The following is a 20,439-nucleotide window of genomic DNA, read 5'->3' on the forward strand; positions in this document are numbered from 1 at the left end:
TAGAGAATACTCTGCCAAGTGAAAGAGGGGAAAGCGGCAATTTCGCCCCTGTTTCCGATACCTCTTGCACCTTTTTGCGCGGTCCCTATAACGCAGGACAATTTGGGCGCTGGGGCGGTGCCCTGACTCGCGGACAATCGAAGGAACAAGGCCATGCCGAGAAGAACCGACATCCAGTCGATCATGATCATTGGGGCGGGCCCCATTGTTATCGGTCAGGCCTGTGAATTCGACTATTCCGGTGCTCAGGCCTGCAAGGCCCTGCGAGAGGAAGGATACCGGGTCATTCTGGTGAACTCGAACCCGGCGACGATCATGACCGACCCCGGTCTGGCAGACGCCACCTATATCGAGCCGATTACACCCGAAGTGGTCGCCAAGATCATCGAGAAAGAACGCCCTGACGCCCTGTTGCCCACCATGGGCGGACAGACCGGCCTGAACACCTCGCTGGCACTGGAAGAAATGGGCGTGCTGGACAAGTTCGGCGTCGAGATGATCGGCGCCAAGCGCGAGGCCATCGAAATGGCCGAAGACCGCGCCCTGTTCCGCGAGGCGATGGACCGGCTGGGCATCGAAAACCCCAAGGCCGAGATCGTTACGGCCCCCAAGGACGAGAGCGGCAAGAAAGACCTGGACGCCGGTGTGGCGCTGGCCCTTGAAACCCTTGAAACCGTGGGGCTTCCTGCCATCATCCGCCCGGCCTTTACACTGGGCGGCACCGGTGGCGGCGTGGCGTATAACCGCGAGGATTACATCCATATTTGCCGCTCGGGTATGGATGCCTCGCCCGTAGGTCAGATCCTGATCGACGAAAGCCTTCTGGGCTGGAAAGAATACGAAATGGAGGTGGTGCGCGACACTGCCGACAACGCCATCATCGTGTGTTCCATCGAAAACGTCGATCCGATGGGCGTGCATACGGGTGACTCGATCACCGTGGCCCCTGCCCTTACGCTAACCGACAAAGAATACCAGATCATGCGCAATCACTCGATTGCCGTGCTGCGTGAAATCGGTGTCGAAACCGGCGGCTCAAACGTGCAATGGGCGATCAATCCGGTCGATGGCCGCATGGTCGTGATCGAGATGAACCCGCGCGTGTCGCGCTCGTCGGCGCTGGCATCCAAGGCCACCGGTTTCCCGATCGCAAAGATCGCTGCGAAACTGGCCGTGGGTTACACGCTGGATGAGCTGGACAACGACATCACCAAAGTCACCCCGGCCTCGTTCGAGCCGACCATCGACTATGTCGTGACAAAAATTCCGAAATTCGCCTTCGAGAAATTCCCCGGTTCCGAACCCTATCTGACCACCGCGATGAAGTCGGTGGGCGAGGCGATGTCGATTGGCCGTACGATCCACGAATCGATGCAAAAGGCACTGGCCTCGATGGAATCGGGCCTGACCGGCTTTGATGAGGTCGAAATCCCCGGCCTGAACGTGGGCCTCTGGGACGAGGCCGACGACAAGGCCGCCGTGATCAAGGCGATCAGCCAGCAGACACCCGACCGCCTGCGCACCATTGCGCAAGCGATGCGCCATGGCCTGAGCGATGACGAGATTTTCGGCGTCACCAAGTTCGACCCTTGGTTCCTGGCCCGCATCCGCGAGATCGTCGAGGCCGAGCGTCAGCTCCGCAAGGACGGCCTGCCCGTCACCGAGGACGGTATCCGCAAGCTGAAAATGCTGGGCTTCACCGATGCGCGTTTGGGCAAGCTGACGGGCCGTGACGAAGACAACGTCCGCCGCGCGCGCCGCAATCTGGGCGTTTCAGCGGTGTTCAAACGCATCGACACCTGCGCGGCCGAGTTCGAGGCGCAGACACCTTACATGTATTCAACCTACGAAGCGCCCATGATGGGCGAGGTCGAATGCGAGGCGCGCCCGAGCGACCGCAAAAAGGTCGTCATTCTTGGCGGCGGCCCAAACCGCATCGGTCAGGGCATCGAGTTCGACTATTGCTGCTGCCACGCCTGCTTCGCGCTGACCGGAGCGGGGTATGAAACCATCATGATCAACTGCAACCCCGAGACGGTTTCGACCGATTATGACACTTCGGATCGCTTGTATTTCGAGCCGCTGACCTTTGAACACGTCATGGAAATCCTGACGAAGGAACAGGAAAACGGCACGCTGCACGGCGTCATTGTTCAGTTTGGCGGTCAAACTCCGCTGAAACTGGCCAACGCGCTTGAAGCCGAGGGCATCCCGATCCTGGGCACCACGCCCGACGCGATCGACCTGGCCGAAGATCGCGAACGTTTCCAGGCACTTGTCAACGAACTGGGGCTGAAACAGCCCAAGAACGGCATCGCCTCGACCGACGCGCAGGCGTTGGAAATCGCCGAGGAAATCGGCTTCCCGCTGGTGATCCGCCCGTCCTACGTTCTGGGCGGCCGCGCGATGGAGATCGTGCGCGACATGGACCAGCTGAAACGCTACATCAACGAGGCCGTGGTGGTCTCGGGCGACAGCCCCGTTCTGCTGGACAGCTATCTGGCTGGCGCGGTCGAGCTGGACGTGGACGCGCTGTGCGACGGCACCGATGTTCATGTGGCAGGCATCATGCAGCATATCGAAGAGGCCGGCGTGCACTCGGGCGATAGCGCCTGTTCGCTGCCGCCCTATTCGCTGTCGAAAGAGATCATCGCGCAGATCAAAGATCAGGCGTTCAAGCTGGCCAAGGCGCTGAACGTTGTCGGCCTGATGAATGTTCAGTTCGCGATCAAGGATGACGAGATCTACCTGATCGAGGTCAACCCGCGCGCTTCGCGCACCGTGCCGTTCGTGGCAAAGGCCACCGACAGTGCGATTGCGTCCATCGCCGCGCGTGTCATGGCAGGCGAAAAGCTGGCGAGCTTCCCGCAGCGTCCGCCCTACAAGACCGTGGACGACACCAAGATCGCAGATCAGATGACGCTGGCCGACCCGGACATGCCATGGTTCTCGGTGAAAGAGGCGGTCCTGCCCTTCGCCCGTTTCCCGGGCGTCGATACCATCCTGGGTCCGGAAATGCGCTCGACCGGCGAGGTCATGGGCTGGGACCGCGATTTCCCGCGCGCCTTCCTCAAGGCGCAGATGGGCGCGGGCATGGTCCTACCGACATCAGGCCGGGCCTTCATTTCGATCAAGGATGCCGACAAGGGCGCGGCGATGCTCGAGGCCGCCCAGGTTCTGGTCGAACAAGGCTTCACGCTGGTCGCCACCCGCGGCACGCAAAGCTGGCTGGCGGAACAGGGTGTTCCATGCGACGTGGTCAACAAGGTCTATGAAGGCCGCCCGGACGTGGTCGACATGCTGAAAGACGGTCAGGTTCAACTGCTGATGAACACCACCGAAGGCGCGCAGGCGGTCGAGGACAGCAAGGCCATCCGGTCCATCGCGCTTTATGACAAGATCCCGTATTACACCACGGCCGCCGCAAGCCATGCTGCCGCTCTGGCCATCAAGGCGCAGGCCGAAGGGGATGTCGAGGTGAAATCCCTTCAGGGATAACCCGCCTGAGCCACAATTGGCCCATCAATGAACGAAAAGATGCGCGCCCGTTGACCTGAACGCAACGGGCGCGCATTTCTGGTTCTCGTAATCTTCACTGCACTGGCCGCCTGTGACGTGCCGTTTGTTCCTTTGATCTAACCTGATTGGACCCAGCTTTTCAGCTGGACCCACAAGAGGCCAGTGTTCAGGCTGCCAGCGCCTCGCGTTTTTCATCGCGCGCAAAGAAGAGCAGGTAGAACACCGGCGCGGCGACCATTGTCAGGACGGTCGCAAAAGCCAGCCCGCCCATGATCGTCACCGCCATCGAGACGAAGAACGCATCGGTCAGCAGCGGCGCCATGCCCAGAATGGTCGTGATCGCAGCCAGCATCACCGGGCGCAAACGCGAGACCGAGGCTTCGACGATGGATTCGCGCAGGGGCTTGCCCGTGGCGCGAACCAGGTCGATCTCTTCCACCAGCACGATGCCGTTCTTGATCAGCATGCCCGACAGGCTGAGCAGGCCCAGAAGGGCTGTAAAGGTGAAGGGCAGCCCAGTTCCCAACAGGCCGATGACCACGCCGTTGACCGACATCGGAACCAGCAGCCAGATGATGATCGGCTGTCGGATCGCGTTGAACAGCAGGACCGAGATCAGAACCATGATCAGCAGGCTCAGCGGCAATTGTTTGCCCAGGCTTTCTTGCGCGTCGCGCGAGTTTTCGAACTCACCGCCCCACTCCATCTTGTAGCCCGGTGGCAGTTCGATGGCCTCGATGGCGTCCCGAACTTCGGCGTGTACCTGAGCCGCCGTCAGGTCGGGCGGGATGTCCGCGCCGACGGTGATGGTCAGAACACGATCGCGGCGATGAACCAGCGTATTGAGGGATTTGTACTCGAATCCATCGACCATCTGTTCGATTGGTACAAATTTCCCGGATTGGTCCGAGTACACCACCTGATCGACGATGGAATAATCTCCGTCCGCCGGACGACGCAGGATGATGGGGATCAGGCGGTCACGTTCCCGCAGCACACCGCCCGTGATGCCATCGGTCGAAAATTGCAGCGTGGCCGCAATGTCTTCGCGCGTAACGCCCGCGGTCTGGGCCCGTTCCGTGGCATAGATCGGCTGCACCGCCAGTTCCTGTTCGCGCCAGTCATGATGAACGAGCAGGGCGTTGGGCGACGCCGCCGCCATGCGCTGCACGGCCTCGTCCGCAAGTTGTCGCAGTACCACCGGATCGCTGCCCGAGAACCGGGCCTGGATCGGATCGCCGCCGCCGGGGCCAAACACCAGGCGCTTGGTTCCGAACTCGCCTTCGGGGAACTGGACCGACCCGAACGCTTCCAGATCCGCTTGCAAGGCCGGGATGTCATCCAGACTTTCCGTGCGGATGATCATGTGACCATAGCTCGGGTTCGGTTTCTCTGCCGAATAGGTCAGCATGAACCGGGTTGCCCCCTGACCGACGAATGTCGTGACCGAAACCACGTCATCGCGTTGGGTCAGCCAATCTTCGAAAACCGCCATGTCCTGTGCCGTGCGGGCAATCGGCGTGCCTTGAGGCAGCTTGTAATGCACAAAGAACAAAGGCGTGTTCGAGTTGGGGAAGAATTGTTGTTTCATCAACCCGAACCCGGCATAGCACGCAACGGTTACGCCGATGAGACCCGCAACAACCAGCCACCGAAAACGGAGCGCAAACCGCAGGATCGCGCCATATGTGCGGAACAGGATGCCCCCGTAGGCGTCGATCTCACCCTCCTTGCCCTGCTTGAAGAAATAGTGCCCAAGCAAAGGCGTGACCGTGATGGCAAGTATCCAGCTGAGCAGCAGCGAAATGCCGATCACCGCAAACAGGGAAAACAGAAACTCGCCCGTTGCGTCGGGGCTAAGACCGATGCCTGCAAAGGCCATGATACCGATTACGGTGGCCCCCAGCAGCGGGATCTGGGTTTTCGACGCCACATCTTCAGCGGCATCGCGCGAGGACTTGCCGCGCAACATCGCGATCTGCATCCCTTCGGCAACCACGATGGCGTTGTCCACCAACATCCCCATGGCAATAATCAGGGCCCCGAGTGAAATTCGCTCCATCTCGATCGAAAACAGCGACATGAACAGAAGCGTGCCGACTACGGTCAGCAACAGGGTCGAACCGACGACGATGGCCGCGCGCCAGCCCATGAAGATTCCCAGTACGGCGACCACGATGGCCACTGACATGGCCAGATTCACCAGAAAGTCGTTCGAGGCCTGCTCGACCACCACATGTTGCTGGTAGATCGGCAGAATATCGACACCGAAGGGGATATTCGCATCCAGCTCGGCAAATTTGGCGTCAGCCCGCTTGCCGACCTCGACGATGTTTTCCGTCGCCAGACCGGCGATGCCGAGGGTAAAGGCTTCGGTCCCGTTGTAGCGGATCATGATGTCCGGATCGTTCTGACGGGCGCGATAGACATCGGACATGTCGAACAGGTTGATCACCTGCCCTTGCGAGCCGACAGACAGGCCCGCAATGGCCGAGACACTGTCCGAACCCTCGGCCGTCAGAATGGTGGTACGGGCATCTTCAGACCGCAAAGACCCCGAGGAATTCACCGAATCCGCATTGGCTATGGCTTCGTTGATCGCTTGCAGCGGGACGTTCTGGTTCACCGAGATCGCCAGGTCGGGCTCTACAAAAATCGCCTCGTCCGGCAGGCCCTGAACCTCGACATCGGCGACGCCGTCCACGGTCAGCAGTTCGCGACGCAGAAACGTTGCCAGTTCATGCTTTTCGGCGTCAGAAAACCCTTCGGCAGTCACCGCATAGAACAGGCCGAACACATCACCGAACCCGTCATTCACATAGGGTTGGCTGACACCCGACGGAAGCCCGCGGGCGGCATCGCGCACCTTGGCCCGCAGGCGGGTCCAGATATCGGGCAGTTCGGTGCCGTCGTAGGTCGACTTGATCTCTACTTCGATCAGCGATTGTCCGGGTTGGTTGACCGAGGTGATGACGTCCACCTCGCCCATCTGCTGGATCGCGGATTCAAGGGGTTCGGACACTTCAAGCGCCACCTGTTCCGCCGTGGCACCGGGATATTGCGTGGCGATGACCGCGTTCTTGATGGTGAAAGCCGGGTCTTCCAAACGACCAAGCGACGTGAATCCCCAGATGCCACCGAAGAGGGCAATGAGGATGATCAGCCATGTGTAAAGCGGTCGATCAATCGAGGCGCGCGCGATGTTCATCAGTCTGCCCCTCAGTTCGCGAAACCGGTGAACCGGCGCACGGGCTGGCCGTCTGTCAGCACAGCACCGCCAGCCACAACAACTTCGTCACCGTCAGACAAGCCCTTCAACACCCGAACATCGCCCGACTGCGTGGGTTCGATTGTCACCGGAACGCGGCGGACCGTGCCTTCATCCGCGCCAGCGGGAGAGAACACCATGACGCTCAGTTCACCTGTTGCATCCGCGATGACGGCCGTCGCCGGCACGATGATGCCTGTGCGCTCATCCTGGACCTTTACGTTGACGGTGACGGACGAGCCGGGAAGAATTTGCAGCCCCTCGGGTGGGGTCAGGCCGAACTGAATGCGGAAGGTCTGCCCGACGCTGGAAGTTTCAGCGTCGAATTCACGGATTTCCAGCGGGAAGACTTCATCGCTTACGGGGAATTTGGCGGTGATGGTGATGTCGTCGTTCTGGCCCGAGCGTTGAAACAGGATCTCGGGCACATCCACCTCGATGCGCAGTTCGGACATGTCGTGGATGCGGACGATCGGCGTGCCGGCCGATACGGTGGTGAAAGACTCGACCGCGCGGCTGGAGACCAGCGCGTCAAATGGCGCGGTCAGAGTCGCGTGTTCCAGTTCGTATTCGGCATCGCGCAGAGCGATCGCGGCCAGTTGCGCTTCGGTCTCTGCGTCATCGACCGCCACCTGGCTGGCCGTGGTGCCCCGCAACCGCGACAGGCGTGCGACGGTTCGGTCGGCCTGTTCCTTTTGCAGCTGCGCCCGCTCGAGCCGCAGTTCGAACGGCTCCTGATCCAGTCGCGCAATCAGGCCGCCTTTGGGGATGACAAACCCTTCGTTGACCGGCATTTCGACGATCTGACCGGCGACCTGAAAGGCAAGATCGACCGTATGCCGCGCGGCAACACGACCGAAGAACTGGCGGGTGAAGCCGGGCGTCGTTTCGTGCACCTGCATCAGCTTGACCGGTTTCGGAGTATCTTGAGCGGCAATCGGAGTTGCCAGAACGGCCAGTGCAAGGCCCAGAGAGGTCAGGAGTTTCATTTCTTCAGTCCCTCGGGAATTCCCGTTTTCAAAACGTTGTCACGGATTTTGCGCGCCAGTCGCGCGAATTCGGCTGTTTCTTCGTCGTTCAGGCCCGAGGCCCTGTGAAACAGGTCTCCGGCCTCGGCCACCAGCATGTTGCGGGCTTCTTCACCACGCTCGGTCAGCACCAGCAACCAGGCGCGGCGGTCTTCCGGGTCACGCTCGCGCGTGAGATAGCCGGCTTTTTCCAGCGAATCCGCGGTGGCGGTGATTGTGGACGGTACACTCAGCATATCCGCAGCCAGAACCCCCATGCGTTTCGGCTGATCCAGCTTGATCAGCATGTGGCATTCGGGGTGGCTCAGGTCGGTTTCGATGCTGTCGAATGTCTCTTCCAGTTTCCAGTACAGGGCATACACCCCCATGATCGCCTGAATCTCGGGGCTGAGGCGGCCAAGTCTGGTGCTGATATCGTCGGGCATCGGGGGTCTCCGCGCGTTTGGAGGGGTCATATACTTCAGTTTCTGAACTATTCAAGATATGAAGCTACGGCTTTACGCACATTCCCTTGGGTCAACATACCTTGATCAAAACACAACGTGACTGCATTTTGGGCAAATCCGAAACATTCAGGGCTCGCCATGTATACCCCCGCCATCACCGGTACCGGTGTCTTCACGCCTCAGAACGTCATCACCAATGCCGAGCTTGTCGAGGCATTCAACGCTTATGCCGACAAGCAGAACGCCAAGAATGCAGAAGCCATCGCCGCCGGACGGATGGAGCCGATGCAGCATTCATCGGAAGAGTTCATCGTCAAGGCATCGGGGATCGAAAACCGCTACGTGATGGACAAGAGCGGCGTGCTGGACCCGGACGTGATGCATCCACTGCTGCGGCAGCGCAGCGATGATGAACCCGGCATCATGACCGAAATGGCGGTGGATGCCTGCAACAAGGCGCTGGCACAGGCGGGGCGTACGGCGGCGGATGTTGATCTGGTAATCTGCGCGGCTTCGAACCACGAGCGCGCCTATCCGGCGATTGCGATCGAAATCCAGCAGGAACTGGGGATCAACGGGTTCGGCTTTGACATGAACGTCGCCTGTTCGTCAGCCACGTTCGGCATTCAGGCCGCGGCGGATATGGTGCGGTCGGGATCGGTGCGGGCGGCGTTGGTGGTGAACCCCGAAATCTGCTCGGGCCATCTGGAGTGGCGCGACCGCGATTGCCATTTCATCTTTGGCGATGTGGCGACGGCAACGCTGATCGAACGGATCGAAGACGCAAAAGGACCGCATTTCGAAATCCTGTCGACGCGCTGCGCCACTGCGTTTTCCAACAATATCCGCAACAACAACGGCTTTCTGCGCCGCTCGCGCCCAGACGGGCTGACCGACCGGCGCGACATGCAGTTCATGCAGAACGGTCGGAAAGTATTCAAGGAAGTACTGCCGATGGTCAGCAAGCATATTAGCGACCACATGGATGCCGAAGGGGTCGGAAACTCTGATCTGAAACGCCTGTGGCTGCATCAGGCCAACAAGACGATGAACGACTTCATCGGCAAGAAAGTTCTGGGCCGCGAACCCGAGCCGGGCGAGCAACCCAACATCCTTCAGGATTATGCCAACACGTCATCTGCGGGGTCGATCATCGCGTTTTCGAAGTATTCCGACGACTTGCAGGAGGGTGATCTGGGCCTGATCTGTTCCTTCGGCGCCGGGTATTCGGTCGGGTCGGTGATCGTGAAGCGCCACACCTGACGGTTGATCTTGTCTGGCCTAGCCTGCCCCAGTCACTTGGAAGATCTGAAAGGCTGCACCTTCCGCGCCTTGTATCCGTCTGAGATAGGCCGGGATTTCACCCGCAATCAATCGCGACTTCAAACCACGGCCCTGTGACGCCCAGGACCAGAATTCGGCGCGCGGTGCGGACGTACAGAGCATGACGTAATCCACGTCCAGCTCGGTCAGACGTGATCCGATCTGGTCGGCGTCCGATCGGAAAAGTTCGATCTGCGCCAGAATTCCAGCCTGATTCCGGTGATAATTGCCCGCCAGAACGGAATGATCGGTATGGCGCAGCACGTTTGCGGCAAAGTCGAAATCAACAAGGAATCTACCAGCTGGAAGATCACGCAGGGCCGCATAGGCTTCGGGCGTTTTGCAGGATGCGCCCGAGTTTTGCTGTGACTGTCGGGCCGGCTTCGCGGAAGCGGCAAGGGACGGCCCGGCAAAACGCCCCAGCTGCTCATCGATGCTGGCGCCGGTTTTCGGCGAGATGCAGAGGATGAAAGCAACCATCGCAAACCCTGACAACGCGCGGCGACTGCTTGCATAAGAGCTGTACAGGACACGCAGGATCTGCGCCTGGACAGCCACCAGCGAAACACCCAGGAATGTCATCATTCTGGACTGATAGAGGAACACCACCAGGCCGGTCACGATCAGGGCCAGAAACAGGGCGTATTCCAGTCTGAAAGGCGATCTGACTGCAAAGATCAGGGCCACTGCCATGCACAGGATCGACATCGCGATCAGGGCCAGCGCTTCGCCCCGGTGCAGTTGCAGAATGACGTTGATTTTCTGGGCTTCCGCCACCTGGCTCAACCAATAGTCGCGCATGTCCTGTGGCAGGGCTTCGATCGGGTTGCTGAGACAATGCGGGGCGAAGCCGTAAGCGCAGGCCAATGTCACCATACCAACCGCAACGCATGCGCCGATGCGACCCCAAAGTGACCAGCCAGACCCGATCCGGGCCGCAATGCAAAGCCCTGCCGCGGCAACGCTCGCCGGCAATGCCACGCTGAGAGTCAGGGCGTCACAGCTTGGAAACAGAAAGGCCTCGTGTCCCGTTGTTGCAAGGCTGGTCAGCACAAGCGTCAGGACCAGCCCGATACCAAACGCCATGGTCCGGCGACGGGTCGGTTCGCCGTTTACGATCCAGTCAATGGTAAAAAACACGGCGACAAGTGCGATCTGCAATATCGATTCGGTGCCTATCGACACCGAAAGCGCCAGGCAGGCACCCAGCAGCCATCCGGCATATGGTTTGTCCCTGCGCAAAGCAAACAGCATCAGGGCCGTGACGAACAGAAGAATCTGAGCATTGTGGTGATCAAACGAAAAATAGTCGAACTTCCTGGAGTGTTCGAGCGCAAGCACCCCTACAACCAGCGCCGAAACAGCGCCTTCCCGCGCGCCCAAAACGCTGCCCGTCACCGCAAAGGCCCCCAAGGTCAGACCCGCCAAAAGTGAGGGCCAGACGAATGCCGTTACCTGAAGGGCCATATCGGGCGGCAAAACCAAACCGAATGCTCCGTAGAGCAAGGCAATCGGCGCGTCGATCAATCGGGACCAATGCATCAGCGTACCGCCCTCGGGGCCCAACCGATACTGATGGCTGTCGAACCAGCCCTGGCCCTGCAACAGATCCTGCACGACAACCCAGCGCATCACGTCGTCAGAGCCTTCCTGATGACCACTTAGGGCCATTAACACCAGAAGTGCCGCATAGGCGCATACAAAAAATCGCAGAACCACCCGGTCTGCGAAAATACTGTATGTTCCCTGCGATTTCTGCATGGTCCACTGCCCTTGACGTTCTTGCCCGCGACGGACCTTACAGGACAGACGTGACTGAATTGAGGCAACAGGCACGGTCAGAGTTTCTGTCTTTTCGAGCATGAAAAGAGGTCGGCCGCACAGGCGAAAACTGGCCAGTCATGGGTGCAACGGTTCCCGACCCCGGCTAGCTGACGCTTTCTTCTTCCAGATGCAGCTTCATCTCGATCAGAACCTGTTGCAGCAAACTGGTTTCTTTCAGCAACCGTTTGGCTTCGTTGACGGTGATGATTCCGTCTTCGATTGCGGCCTGATACTCGGTCATCAACATCGCAAACCGCTGGCTGAGCGCAATGACATCCGAATTGACACCACCGGTGCGGGGGGTGGAGGTATTGCGGTCGCTATAGGACAAGGTGATGTTCTTTAGGTCCGCCAAAGCCGACGTCACATGCGGATACGTCGCCGCGTTTTCAAGGCGGGCCACCGCGTCCACTGGCATGAACCTGTCCTCGTGTTCAGCATTGTCGGAATAGTATCGTCCTAAAGTGGCCTTGGATTTCCCTGTAATTTCACACGCGGCTTCGATTCCAACATCCTTGACCAGCGCTTCTGTGTGTTTTTTCAGATAGGCCCCGATATCTGCCATTGTTTTACCTTTGTTACCTGCAAACGCCTGCCCGATGTCCAAACGGGGGAAAGCGTGGGTAAATTTCCCATAACTAAGTCATAATTGAAATGTCATACATTGGCTATCCCTCAGATATGCGGGGGATTTTGTGAGTGAGTGGCGGCAGTTCAAGCCGGTAACGAGTGATTGCAGGGTGATATTGTTAAACCTTGCTGCGTTTTGGCCACATGTTGGCCGACGGCGTCGCTGTTGCAGATGTGGGGGTTCCATCCCCTAGAGCGTAGCTCGGCCTCTGCGAACGCAACGGCGACGTCGCTCCATCAAAACGATTGATATCTTGTTCCTTTTCCCCAAGCGTTTTAGACCCGCGTCATGGCAAAGCTGTATTTCAACTATTCAACCATGAACGCGGGGAAATCGACCGTGTTGCTGCAAGCCTCGCACAACTACCGCGAGCGTGGGATGCAGACATACCTGATGACCGCGGCCATTGACGGAAGGGCGGGTGCCGGACGGATCGCATCGCGCATCGGCATCTCGGAGGAGGCCGATACCTTCACGCCCGGCGACGATGTCTTCGCGATGATCCGAAACCGCCTGGACGACGGCCCGGTAACCTGCGTGTTCATCGATGAGGCCCAGTTCCTGTCCGAAGCTCAGGTCTGGCAGCTGGCCCGGGCGGTCGACGATCTGGACGTACCGGTACTGGCCTACGGGCTGCGGGTGGATTTTCAGGGCAAGCTGTTTCCCGGATCAGCCGCGCTGCTGGCCCTGGCTGATGAGATGCGCGAGGTCCGCACCATCTGCAAATGCGGGCGCAAGGCCACGATGGTGATACGTCAGGACGAAAACGGCAACGCCATCACCGAAGGCGCCCAGGTGCAGATCGGTGGCAACGAGACCTATGTTTCGCTTTGCCGCAAACACTGGCGCGAGGCGGTGGGCGACTAGACCGGGTTGGGCAACGCCTCGCCCGCCACAAAGGCCGCCACGTTATCCAGCGCCATGTGCCCCATGCTGCTGCGCACTTCTTCGGTGGCCGTGCCCAGATGGGGCAGCAGGGTGACGTTTTCCATTTCACAAAGGGCCCGGGGCACTTTGGGTTCGAACTCGTAGACATCCAGCCCGGCCCCGGCAATCTGACCCGATTGCAGCGCCGCAATCAGGGCCGCTTCGTCCACGACCTCGCCCCGCGCGATATTGATCAGAATGGCCGAAGGATTCATCGCCTGAAGAACCTGCGCGTCGATCAGGTGTCGGGTTTCGGCACCGCCGGGAACGGCGAGCACAAGGAAATCGACCGAGGCGGCAAGGGCTCCAAGGTCAGGTGTGAACTCGGCCGGAAAGTCCAGTTGCTTGGCGTTGCGGGATTGATAGGCAACCTGCATTTCGAAACCGAAATGGCACCGGCGCGAGATGGCCTGCCCGATACGGCCCATCCCGACGATACCGACGCGTTTGCCCGTTACATGATGACCCAGCATCTGCGTGGGATGCCAGCCTTGCCATTGGCCCGCGCGGACCAGCCGTTCGCCTTCGCCCGCGCGTCGGGCCGTGCTCAACAGCAGGGTCATGGCGATATCCGCCGTGGCGTCAGTGACTGCGCCGGGCGTGTTGGTCACCTCGACCGAGGCTGCGCGCGCGGCCTCGACATCGATGTGATTGTAGCCGACGCCGAAATTGGCCAGAAGCTTGCACCGAGGCGCGCCTGCATCCGCAAATATCCGAGCCGAAAACTGATCGCCCAGCGTGGGCACGACCACGTCGAAATCCGTCAGCGCCGAAAGCATTTCCTGCCGCGACATGGGCGCCGTATTGTCTCGAATCTTTACGTCAAACGCGGCGCGGGCGCGGGCCTCGACTGCCGGCGTCATCGGGCGTGTGATCAGCAGTTTCATCAATGCATCCGCCCGCCTGTCGGAACTCGGCCGTCGGGACCGATCAGAACAATCTCGCCGTTTTCATCGGGCAGACCCAGCACCAGAACTTCGGACATGAACCTGCCGATCTGGCGAGGGGGGAAATTGACCACGGCCATGACCTGTTTGCCCACCAAGGTCGACGGATCATAATGCGCGGTGATCTGGGCCGACGTCTTGCGCTCGCCAATCTCATCACCAAAGTCGATCCACATCTTGATCGCGGGTTTGCGGGCTTCGGGATAGGGTTCAGCGCGGATCACCTCGCCCACGCGGATATCAACCTTGAGAAAATCGTCGAAAGAAATCTCACTCACGTGACAGCTCCTTGGATCGGTCGGTTGCGGCCTTGACGGCACGGTGCAGCAAGTCAGGGAAGCCGCGTTCTTCATGCATCAGCACCTCAAGCGCGGCTTGGGTCGTGCCGTTCGGCGATGTTACATTGATCCGCAGTTGAGACGGATCCTCGTCAGCGGACATCGCCAGTGCGCCGGCTCCAGCCACCGTCGATTTGGCCAGTTTCATCGCAAGGTCGTGCGGCAGGCCCTGCGCCTCGCCTGCTTTGGCAAGTGTTTCAATCAGATGGAACACATAGGCAGGACCGGATCCGCTGAGGCCGGTGACCGCATCCATCTGCGCCTCGTCTTCAAGACGCACCGTCTCACCCACCGCCGACAGCAGGTTTTCGGCCAGAGCCAGATCCTCGACCGAGGCGTGGCTGTTGCCAATCAGCGCGGTGATGCCCCGACGGATCGCGGCGGGGGTGTTGGGCATGGCGCGAATGATCGGCGTATCGCTGCCCAGAACGGATTCGAACGTGGCAATCGAGGTGCCCGCCGCGACCGAAACAAACAGCGTGCTGCCACCGCCCAGCGCCTGAATGGCGGGCAAGGCCTCGCCCATCATCTGCGGCTTGACCGCGACCAACACTACGGCAGGGGCTTCGGGCAAGGGTGTGTTGATGTTGACGCCCTGCGCCTTCAGCCAGTCGGACGGGTGCGGATCGATCACCCAAACGGACGCTGGCGGAAGGCCGTGTTCCAGCCATCCCGCCAGCATTGCGGACCCCATCTTTCCGCACCCCAGAAGCACAAGCCCCTGTTCGGCCACACGCGTCATGTCCATTTGCCCCTCCCGCGTTACATGTCGGTTCGGGGCAAAGCTTTACGCCCGGCCGTAGGCCTCTGCAATGGCCACTTGCATGGCTTCTTCTGGCTCTCGATTGCCCCAGGTGACCAGTTGAATCGCCGGATAGTACCGTTCCGCGCTCATGACGGCGGCGGTGATCATCGTGTCGATCTGTTCGGCGCTAGCTGTCTGCCCCCCGGCAAGGACCAACCCGTACCGGTACACCATCAGCTTCTGGTTCGCCCAATAGGTAAAGGCACCTGCCCAGCACTGATCATTCATCTTGTTGAGCAGCTCATAAAGCTGCATTTCCCGCTCGGCCGGTGGTTCCATTTCGAACGAACACACCATCCGCAGCGTTTCGTCATAGTTGGACCAGGCCAGAGTGATCGAATAGGTCCGCCACTGGCCCTCGACAGCCATGGCGATCTGATCGTCCCCAATGCGGTCAAAATCCCAGTCGTGATGTTCGGCCAGATGTTCAACAATGTCGATCGGATGAATGTCTTCTTCGAGATACTGCTCGGAAAGGGCCATAATGCCACCTCACTAATCTCTAGCATTTTGGGGCTGGCAGCGCCCCAGCGCTAGTTGCCTGCTCTACAAACCGGGCTTCCCCCATAGGCCTGTACTAAATATGGTGCGATGTGGCGTGTGTTCTGGCAACCCTATTTATTGGGGATAACAGCAATAAGTTGTGGACAGAAGGCAACGGGGATCAAAATATTGGCTGCCGGGTCAGCTTTGTCTTGATTAAATCCCGCAATGCGTCAGAATGCACGACACCGCACAATCCCGGTCGGATTGCGCGGCGTCGGACTTTGTCCAAAACTGTGAAATCAGGGAACGCCCGCGGCGTTACTTGTCCAGTTTCGCCTCGAGCGCGGCAATGCGGGCTTCGAGTGCGGCGTTTTCTTCGCGCGCTTTCTGGGCCATGGCGCGGACGGCGTCGAATTCTTCGCGGGTGACGAAATCACGGTCGGCCAGCCAGCGGTCGATCATCGACTTCATCGCGTTCTCGGCCTCTTCCCGCGCGCCCTGCGCGACACCCATGGCGTTGGTCATCAGCTGGGACATGTCGTCCAGTATCTTGTTGCGGGTTTGCATATCACTACTCCGGTATCGCGGTTGATCTCTATATGGGGAAAGAATGCCGCAGGCTCAAGGTTGACTTGCCCTGCAAACCCCGGGCAATGAGACGCACATGCAGGCTGTTCTGAATTTCCCCGATCTGTCGCCCGAATTGTTCTCGATCTCGCTGTTCGGGATGGAGTTCGCGTTGAGGTGGTATGCGCTGGCCTATATCGCGGGCATCCTGATTGCGTGGCGGCTGGCAGTCATGGCGTTGCGCCGCCCTGCCCTGTGGCCTACGGACGGCCCGCCGATGAAACCGAACCAACTGGAGGATCTGGTCACCTGGATCATTCTGGGCGTGATCTTGGGCGGGCGGCTTGGCTTCGTGCTGTTTTACCAACCCGGCTATTACCTGTCGTATCCGCTTGAGATCGTGAAGGTCTGGCAAGGCGGCATGGCGTTTCATGGGGGGCTGCTGGGCGTGATCCTAGCCTCGTACCTGTTTGCCCGCCGCCATCAGATCCCCGCCCTGTCGCTGGGCGACCTGGTTGCCTACACCGTGCCACCCGGCCTGGTGTTGGGGCGGCTTGCCAATTTCGTCAATGCCGAGCTGTGGGGCCGCCCGAGCGAGCTGCCCTGGGCCGTCATTTTTCCCGGTTTTGCCGCGCAGGACTGCCCCGGCGTGGTTGCGGGAATGTGCGCCCGGCACCCCTCGCAGCTGTATGAAGCGGCGCTGGAAGGCGTGTTGCTGGGCGCGTTGTTGCTGTGGCTGGTCTATCGCCGGGGGGCCTTTCGGAAACCCGGCCTGATCATGGGCACGTTTCTGACCGGTTACGGCGCATCGCGCTTTTTTGTTGAATTCTTCCGCCAACCTGATGCTCAATTCGTCTCGCCCGGCAATCCGCTGGGATTGGCCTGGCATGTGGGCGGATATGGCCTGACCATGGGCCAGATCCTGTCATTGCCCATGATCGCGCTTGGCCTGTGGCTTGTCTTGCGCGCAGGGCGGGCAAAATGAGCCTGACCGATCACCTGATCGCCCGCATCCGACAGGATGGACCGATGAGCGTGGCCGACTACATGGCCGAATGCCTTCTGCATCCGACGCTGGGCTATTACACAACGCGCGATCCGTTGGGGGCTGCCGGGGATTTCACCACGGCACCGGAAATCAGCCAGATGTTTGGCGAACTGATCGGGCTGTGCCTTGCGCAATGCTGGATGGATCAGGGCCGTCCCGCGCCATTCACCCTGTGCGAATTGGGGCCCGGGCGCGGCACTCTGATGAGTGACATATTGCGTGCCACCCGGGCCGTGCAGGGATTTCACGATGCTGCCCGGATCGTGCTGGTCGAGGCCTCGCCTGCCCTGAAGCAGGTGCAGGCGGACACCCTGAAGGACTACACACCGAACTGGGCCGACAGTGTCGCAGAGTTGCCGGACCAGCCACTGCTGCTGGTGGCGAACGAGTTCTTCGACGCGCTGCCTGTCCGGCAGTTCCTGCGCGACGGTGACGGCTGGAGTGAACGCCTGGTCGGCGAGCGCGACGGCGAATTGCAGTTTGGGCGAGGGCCCAACGGGCCGCAGGTGGCGCTGGCAGACAGGCTTTCGGACACCAAGGATGGTGATCTGGTCGAGCTGTGTGCGGCAGCGATCCCCATTCTGACCGTGATTGCCGGTCGGATCGCCAGCCACGGAGGTGCCGCGCTGATTGTCGATTATGGCGACTGGCATTCGTTGGGTGATACGCTGCAAGCCCTGCAAAACCACGAGCCCGCCGATCCGCTGGCGTCACCCGGTCAGGCCGACCTGACGGCACATGTGGATTTTGAGCCTCTGGCCATCGTGACCCGCGCGTGCGGAGCCAGGCACACACGCCTGACACCGCAGGGCGTGTTTCTGGAACGGCTTGGCATAACCGCCCGGGCGCAGGCTTTGTCCCGGTCGCTGAGCGGTTCCGAGCTGGATGCCCTGGCTGCCGCGCATCGCCGGTTGACGCATCCGGCCGAAATGGGAAATCTGTTCAAGGTGATGGGCCTCTATCCGGCCTATGCTGCACCACCGCCGGGATTAGAGCCATGACACTGGAAATTCTGACTTCGGACTTGCTTTCCCCATTTCGGCACGGGTTCTTCACCCGTCGCGGCGGGGCGTCCTCTGGTATCTTCGGCGGGTTGAATTGCGGTTATGGATCGTCAGATCAAACCGAAATTGTCGCGCTGAACCGCCGGCGGGTTGCCGATGCGATGGGCGTCGCGCCCGAGGCGATGATCGGCGTGCATCAAGTTCATTCCCCAACAGTTCTGACGGTTGAACAGCCCCTGGAAGGTGAAAAACCGCGCGCGGACGCGGTCGTGACGGCGACACCCGGTCTGGCGCTGACGATTCTGACGGCAGATTGTCAGCCAGTTCTGTTTGCCGATCCCGCGGCCAATGTGATCGGAGCAGCCCATGCGGGCTGGCGCGGCGCGCTTGACGGTGTGCTGGAGGCGACGCTGGACGCCATGGAAGCGCTTGGCGCAACACGCCGGAATACCAACGCCGTCATCGGCCCCAGCATTTCGCAACGCGCCTACGAAGTGGGCCCCGAGTTTCTGGACGCATTTATCGCCGATTCTCCAGACAACACCCGGTTCTTTGTAAACGGACAGGATGACCGGCTGCAATTCGACCTGCCCGCCTTTGGCTTGCACCGATTGCGGCAGGCCGGTGTCGGGCAGGCGGAATGGACCCGGCACTGCACATATTCCGACCCGGACCGGTTCTATTCCTATCGCCGCACAACACATGCAAACGAGGCCGATTACGGGCGGTTGATCTCGGTCATAAGATTGTGATTTTGGCCCAGATTTAGGCGTCGCGCCACTTTTCCGCCACATTTGTTGTGTTTACCGGACTCAGAATCGTAACGAGTTTTGCCAGCTATCAGATGGTCTTCTGACGTCCTTGTTTCGGACGCTGGCGTGTTGAGTGGAAGGATGGACCGAGTATAAATTTCTTGTCTGCAAAACATCCCGGATAAGCCTTATCCATGCCGCAAACGTGCGTCACAAAAGGTTCATAACGGATGCGGGAAACAAACCCGTTCAGAGCAGGACCAGAAAATGAAAACCAAATCTCGCTTTCTCAAAGCCATGGTTGCCGCCACGCGGAGCCAGAAGCTGGAAATGCCGTGGAAGCGGGTATCAAGCCATTCTGTCAGGGTCGCCAGCCGCATCGCGGCACGACGCTGAGACAGAAACACCCTGAGGCCAAGCTGCCGGTCTCGATTGGGTGAACGCGCTTCGGGCTTGCTCCTGCCCGATGTGTGGTGCGTCGCGATCTGAGGGGGTCGAGACGGATTCAGGAGTTGTGTGTGTGCGGGCAATTTTCGCCCGTGAAGTACGAGTTTGTCTGGGGGGTCAATGTGTTGACCATTGGAAAGCGAGATTTTGTCGCAATGCGGGGTCCGACCGACCGCCGCCCAAGGGTCACCCATTTGTTTCAAGACAAAGAACCAGTTCGCCAGGTTGGCCTGTACGGGGATACGCCGCGCCTGACCGGACAATTTGAGGGGAAGGAATATTTATGACTATTCCTAATTCACTGGCCCGTGCGGCCAGAAATGCGATCGAAACGACAGCCATGCTGCGGGAAGCACCGCGGCCGGTTGCGAAACCAAAGGCTCAGCTGCGCCGGTATGAAGTCAGCAGCCTGTTGAAAAACGGAAACGTGGTTCAGACCAGACACATCGCGCCCGCTCTGCCAATGTTCGAAGACGCCTTTTGTGCCTTCACGCGCGGATCGCTGGTTGAAACGGAACATGGGCCCATGGCCATCGAAGACCTGATGCCGGGGGATACAGTCCTGACTCAGGATGGCGCGTCGGAAACCGTGCTGTGGAAGGGATCTGTCACTCTGATCCCCGGACGCCCGGATTCGCGGGGCCGCACGCGGCCGCTTACGCGCGTCACGGCAGATACATTCGGGATGCAAAAGCCGATGTCGGGTGTAATCGCCGGGCCTGCAGCACGGATCGTGGGCACACCGACGCATTTACGGCATTTGTATGGAAATGACCCGATTCTGACACCTGTGTCCGAATTTCAGGATGGAACGGGCGTGATTGAAACAATGCCGCCGACGCCAGTTGAACTGTTTCACATTTGTCTGAAACGGCATTCCGTTATTCGGGTAGATGGTTTACAGTTCGAAACGTATCACCCAGGTGTGAACGCGGTCCGGATGATCAGCCACTCGTTGCGGTCGGTTTATCTGAACCTGTTTGCGCATATCGAGTCGCTCAACGATTTTGGTCCGCTGCTGATGCCGCGTGCCGGGGACGGAGAAATCGACGCGATGACAGCCTGAGTACGATAGCGAT

18 protein-coding genes are annotated in these 20,439 nt (G+C 59.8%); 8 read left to right on the plus strand and 10 right to left on the minus strand.

The features are described from left to right. Window positions 1-153 precede the first annotated feature (153 nt). The gene (carB, locus tag FIU92_RS12710; protein ID WP_152458963.1) at window positions 154-3,498 is read left to right on the plus strand and encodes a carbamoyl-phosphate synthase large subunit; all 3,345 of its coding nucleotides are present in this window, start codon (window positions 154-156) and stop codon (window positions 3,496-3,498) included. 187 nt (window positions 3,499-3,685) lie between these two features. Here carB and FIU92_RS12715 read toward each other — a convergent pair whose 3' ends face one another. Genes FIU92_RS12715 through FIU92_RS12725 form a run of 3 tightly spaced genes read right to left on the minus strand, consistent with a single transcriptional unit; the run spans window position 3,686 to window position 8,240 of the window. Beyond that, the gene (locus FIU92_RS12715; RefSeq protein ID WP_152458964.1) at window positions 3,686-6,727 is read right to left on the minus strand and encodes an efflux RND transporter permease subunit; all 3,042 of its coding nucleotides are present in this window, start codon (window positions 6,725-6,727) and stop codon (window positions 3,686-3,688) included. An 11-nt stretch (window positions 6,728-6,738) separates the two neighbouring features. Then, a complete protein-coding gene (locus FIU92_RS12720) occupies window positions 6,739-7,776 on the minus strand; it encodes an efflux RND transporter periplasmic adaptor subunit (protein ID WP_152458965.1) in 1,038 nt (345 codons plus the stop codon). Continuing rightward, on the minus strand, window positions 7,773-8,240 hold the full coding sequence (locus tag FIU92_RS12725; protein WP_152458966.1) for a MarR family winged helix-turn-helix transcriptional regulator: 468 nt from the start codon (window positions 8,238-8,240) through the stop codon (window positions 7,773-7,775). Before FIU92_RS12725 ends, FIU92_RS12720 begins: the two co-directional genes overlap by 4 nt. 159 nt (window positions 8,241-8,399) lie before the next feature. Here FIU92_RS12725 and FIU92_RS12730 point away from each other — a divergent pair, with 159 nt between their 5' ends. After that, window positions 8,400-9,524 carry a beta-ketoacyl-ACP synthase III gene (locus tag FIU92_RS12730; protein WP_152458967.1) on the plus strand — a complete coding sequence of 375 codons (1,125 nt, stop codon included), beginning with the start codon at window positions 8,400-8,402 and terminating at the stop codon, window positions 9,522-9,524. Window positions 9,525-9,542: 18 nt separating this feature from the next. Here the strand turns inward: FIU92_RS12730 and FIU92_RS12735 are convergent, their stop codons facing one another. Together FIU92_RS12735 and FIU92_RS12740 are read right to left on the minus strand one after the other, a co-directional pair. Next, entirely contained in the window at window positions 9,543-11,447 is a 1,905-nt protein-coding gene (locus FIU92_RS12735; protein WP_172978492.1) for a hypothetical protein, read from the minus strand. Between the two features lie 64 nt (window positions 11,448-11,511). After that, window positions 11,512-11,973, minus strand: a complete 462-nt coding sequence (locus FIU92_RS12740; RefSeq protein ID WP_152458969.1) for a hypothetical protein — start codon at window positions 11,971-11,973, stop codon at window positions 11,512-11,514. Between the two features lie 354 nt (window positions 11,974-12,327). Here FIU92_RS12740 and FIU92_RS12745 point away from each other — a divergent pair, with 354 nt between their 5' ends. After that, entirely contained in the window at window positions 12,328-12,906 is a 579-nt protein-coding gene (locus FIU92_RS12745; RefSeq protein ID WP_152458970.1) for a thymidine kinase, read from the plus strand. On the opposite strand, the gene FIU92_RS12750 is transcribed toward FIU92_RS12745, so the two are convergent. From FIU92_RS12750 to FIU92_RS12770, 5 genes are all read right to left on the minus strand, one after another. After that, a complete protein-coding gene (locus tag FIU92_RS12750; RefSeq protein ID WP_152458971.1) occupies window positions 12,903-13,853 on the minus strand; it encodes a D-glycerate dehydrogenase in 951 nt (316 codons plus the stop codon). The two genes, FIU92_RS12745 and FIU92_RS12750, sit on opposite strands and share 4 nt — an antisense overlap. Beyond that, entirely contained in the window at window positions 13,853-14,191 is a 339-nt protein-coding gene (locus FIU92_RS12755) for a tRNA-binding protein (protein ID WP_117867910.1), read from the minus strand. The genes FIU92_RS12750 and FIU92_RS12755 overlap by 1 nt, the downstream gene beginning before the upstream one ends. Then, window positions 14,184-14,999, minus strand: coding sequence for a pyrroline-5-carboxylate reductase (gene proC / locus FIU92_RS12760; protein ID WP_152458972.1), 816 nt, complete (start codon window positions 14,997-14,999; stop codon window positions 14,184-14,186). Before proC ends, FIU92_RS12755 begins: the two co-directional genes overlap by 8 nt. A 39-nt stretch (window positions 15,000-15,038) precedes the next feature. Then, a complete protein-coding gene (locus tag FIU92_RS12765) occupies window positions 15,039-15,539 on the minus strand; it encodes a YbjN domain-containing protein (RefSeq protein ID WP_152458973.1) in 501 nt (166 codons plus the stop codon). 321 nt (window positions 15,540-15,860) lie between these two features. Then, window positions 15,861-16,109, minus strand: a complete 249-nt coding sequence (locus FIU92_RS12770) for an accessory factor UbiK family protein (RefSeq protein ID WP_152458974.1) — start codon at window positions 16,107-16,109, stop codon at window positions 15,861-15,863. Window positions 16,110-16,206: 97 nt separating this feature from the next. On the opposite strand from FIU92_RS12770, the gene lgt reads away from it, so the two are divergent. From lgt to FIU92_RS12790, 5 genes are all read left to right on the plus strand, one after another. Beyond that, window positions 16,207-17,094 (plus strand): prolipoprotein diacylglyceryl transferase, encoded by an 888-nt coding sequence (lgt, locus tag FIU92_RS12775; RefSeq protein ID WP_152458975.1) that lies wholly within the window; start codon window positions 16,207-16,209, stop codon window positions 17,092-17,094. Continuing rightward, entirely contained in the window at window positions 17,091-18,158 is a 1,068-nt protein-coding gene (locus FIU92_RS12780) for a class I SAM-dependent methyltransferase (protein WP_152458976.1), read from the plus strand. The genes lgt and FIU92_RS12780 overlap by 4 nt, the downstream gene beginning before the upstream one ends. Further along, complete coding sequence (gene pgeF / locus FIU92_RS12785; protein WP_152458977.1) at window positions 18,155-18,913, plus strand: peptidoglycan editing factor PgeF; 759 nt, start codon at window positions 18,155-18,157, stop codon at window positions 18,911-18,913. Before FIU92_RS12780 ends, pgeF begins: the two co-directional genes overlap by 4 nt. A 267-nt stretch (window positions 18,914-19,180) precedes the next feature. Beyond that, complete coding sequence (locus FIU92_RS23140) at window positions 19,181-19,309, plus strand: hypothetical protein (RefSeq protein ID WP_256367481.1); 129 nt, start codon at window positions 19,181-19,183, stop codon at window positions 19,307-19,309. Window positions 19,310-19,643: 334 nt separating this feature from the next. Beyond that, window positions 19,644-20,426, plus strand: coding sequence for a Hint domain-containing protein (locus FIU92_RS12790; RefSeq protein WP_152458978.1), 783 nt, complete (start codon window positions 19,644-19,646; stop codon window positions 20,424-20,426). Window positions 20,427-20,439: the final 13 nt, after the last annotated feature.

It is taken from the genome of Ruegeria sp. THAF33 (genome assembly GCF_009363615.1).
Taxonomy (GTDB): Bacteria; Pseudomonadota; Alphaproteobacteria; order Rhodobacterales; family Rhodobacteraceae; genus Ruegeria.

What these genes read in the sequence shown, in the direction of transcription:
- carB (WP_152458963.1), top strand. Translation starts at nt 154, where the DNA reads ATGCCGAGAAGAACCGACATCCAGTCGATCATGATCATTGGGGCGGGC.
- FIU92_RS12715 (WP_152458964.1), bottom strand. Translation starts at nt 6,727, where the DNA reads ATGAACATCGCGCGCGCCTCGATTGATCGACCGCTTTACACATGGCTG.
- FIU92_RS12720 (WP_152458965.1), bottom strand. Translation starts at nt 7,776, where the DNA reads ATGAAACTCCTGACCTCTCTGGGCCTTGCACTGGCCGTTCTGGCAACT.
- FIU92_RS12725 (WP_152458966.1), bottom strand. Translation starts at nt 8,240, where the DNA reads ATGCCCGACGATATCAGCACCAGACTTGGCCGCCTCAGCCCCGAGATT.
- FIU92_RS12730 (WP_152458967.1), top strand. Translation starts at nt 8,400, where the DNA reads ATGTATACCCCCGCCATCACCGGTACCGGTGTCTTCACGCCTCAGAAC.
- FIU92_RS12735 (WP_172978492.1), bottom strand. Translation starts at nt 11,447, where the DNA reads ATGCTCGAAAAGACAGAAACTCTGACCGTGCCTGTTGCCTCAATTCAG.
- FIU92_RS12740 (WP_152458969.1), bottom strand. Translation starts at nt 11,973, where the DNA reads ATGGCAGATATCGGGGCCTATCTGAAAAAACACACAGAAGCGCTGGTC.
- FIU92_RS12745 (WP_152458970.1), top strand. Translation starts at nt 12,328, where the DNA reads ATGGCAAAGCTGTATTTCAACTATTCAACCATGAACGCGGGGAAATCG.
- FIU92_RS12750 (WP_152458971.1), bottom strand. Translation starts at nt 13,853, where the DNA reads ATGAAACTGCTGATCACACGCCCGATGACGCCGGCAGTCGAGGCCCGC.
- proC (WP_152458972.1), bottom strand. Translation starts at nt 14,999, where the DNA reads ATGGACATGACGCGTGTGGCCGAACAGGGGCTTGTGCTTCTGGGGTGC.
- FIU92_RS12765 (WP_152458973.1), bottom strand. Translation starts at nt 15,539, where the DNA reads ATGGCCCTTTCCGAGCAGTATCTCGAAGAAGACATTCATCCGATCGAC.
- FIU92_RS12770 (WP_152458974.1), bottom strand. Translation starts at nt 16,109, where the DNA reads ATGCAAACCCGCAACAAGATACTGGACGACATGTCCCAGCTGATGACC.
- lgt (WP_152458975.1), top strand. Translation starts at nt 16,207, where the DNA reads ATGCAGGCTGTTCTGAATTTCCCCGATCTGTCGCCCGAATTGTTCTCG.
- FIU92_RS12780 (WP_152458976.1), top strand. Translation starts at nt 17,091, where the DNA reads ATGAGCCTGACCGATCACCTGATCGCCCGCATCCGACAGGATGGACCG.
- pgeF (WP_152458977.1), top strand. Translation starts at nt 18,155, where the DNA reads ATGACACTGGAAATTCTGACTTCGGACTTGCTTTCCCCATTTCGGCAC.
- FIU92_RS23140 (WP_256367481.1), top strand. Translation starts at nt 19,181, where the DNA reads ATGAAAACCAAATCTCGCTTTCTCAAAGCCATGGTTGCCGCCACGCGG.
- FIU92_RS12790 (WP_152458978.1), top strand. Translation starts at nt 19,644, where the DNA reads ATGACTATTCCTAATTCACTGGCCCGTGCGGCCAGAAATGCGATCGAA.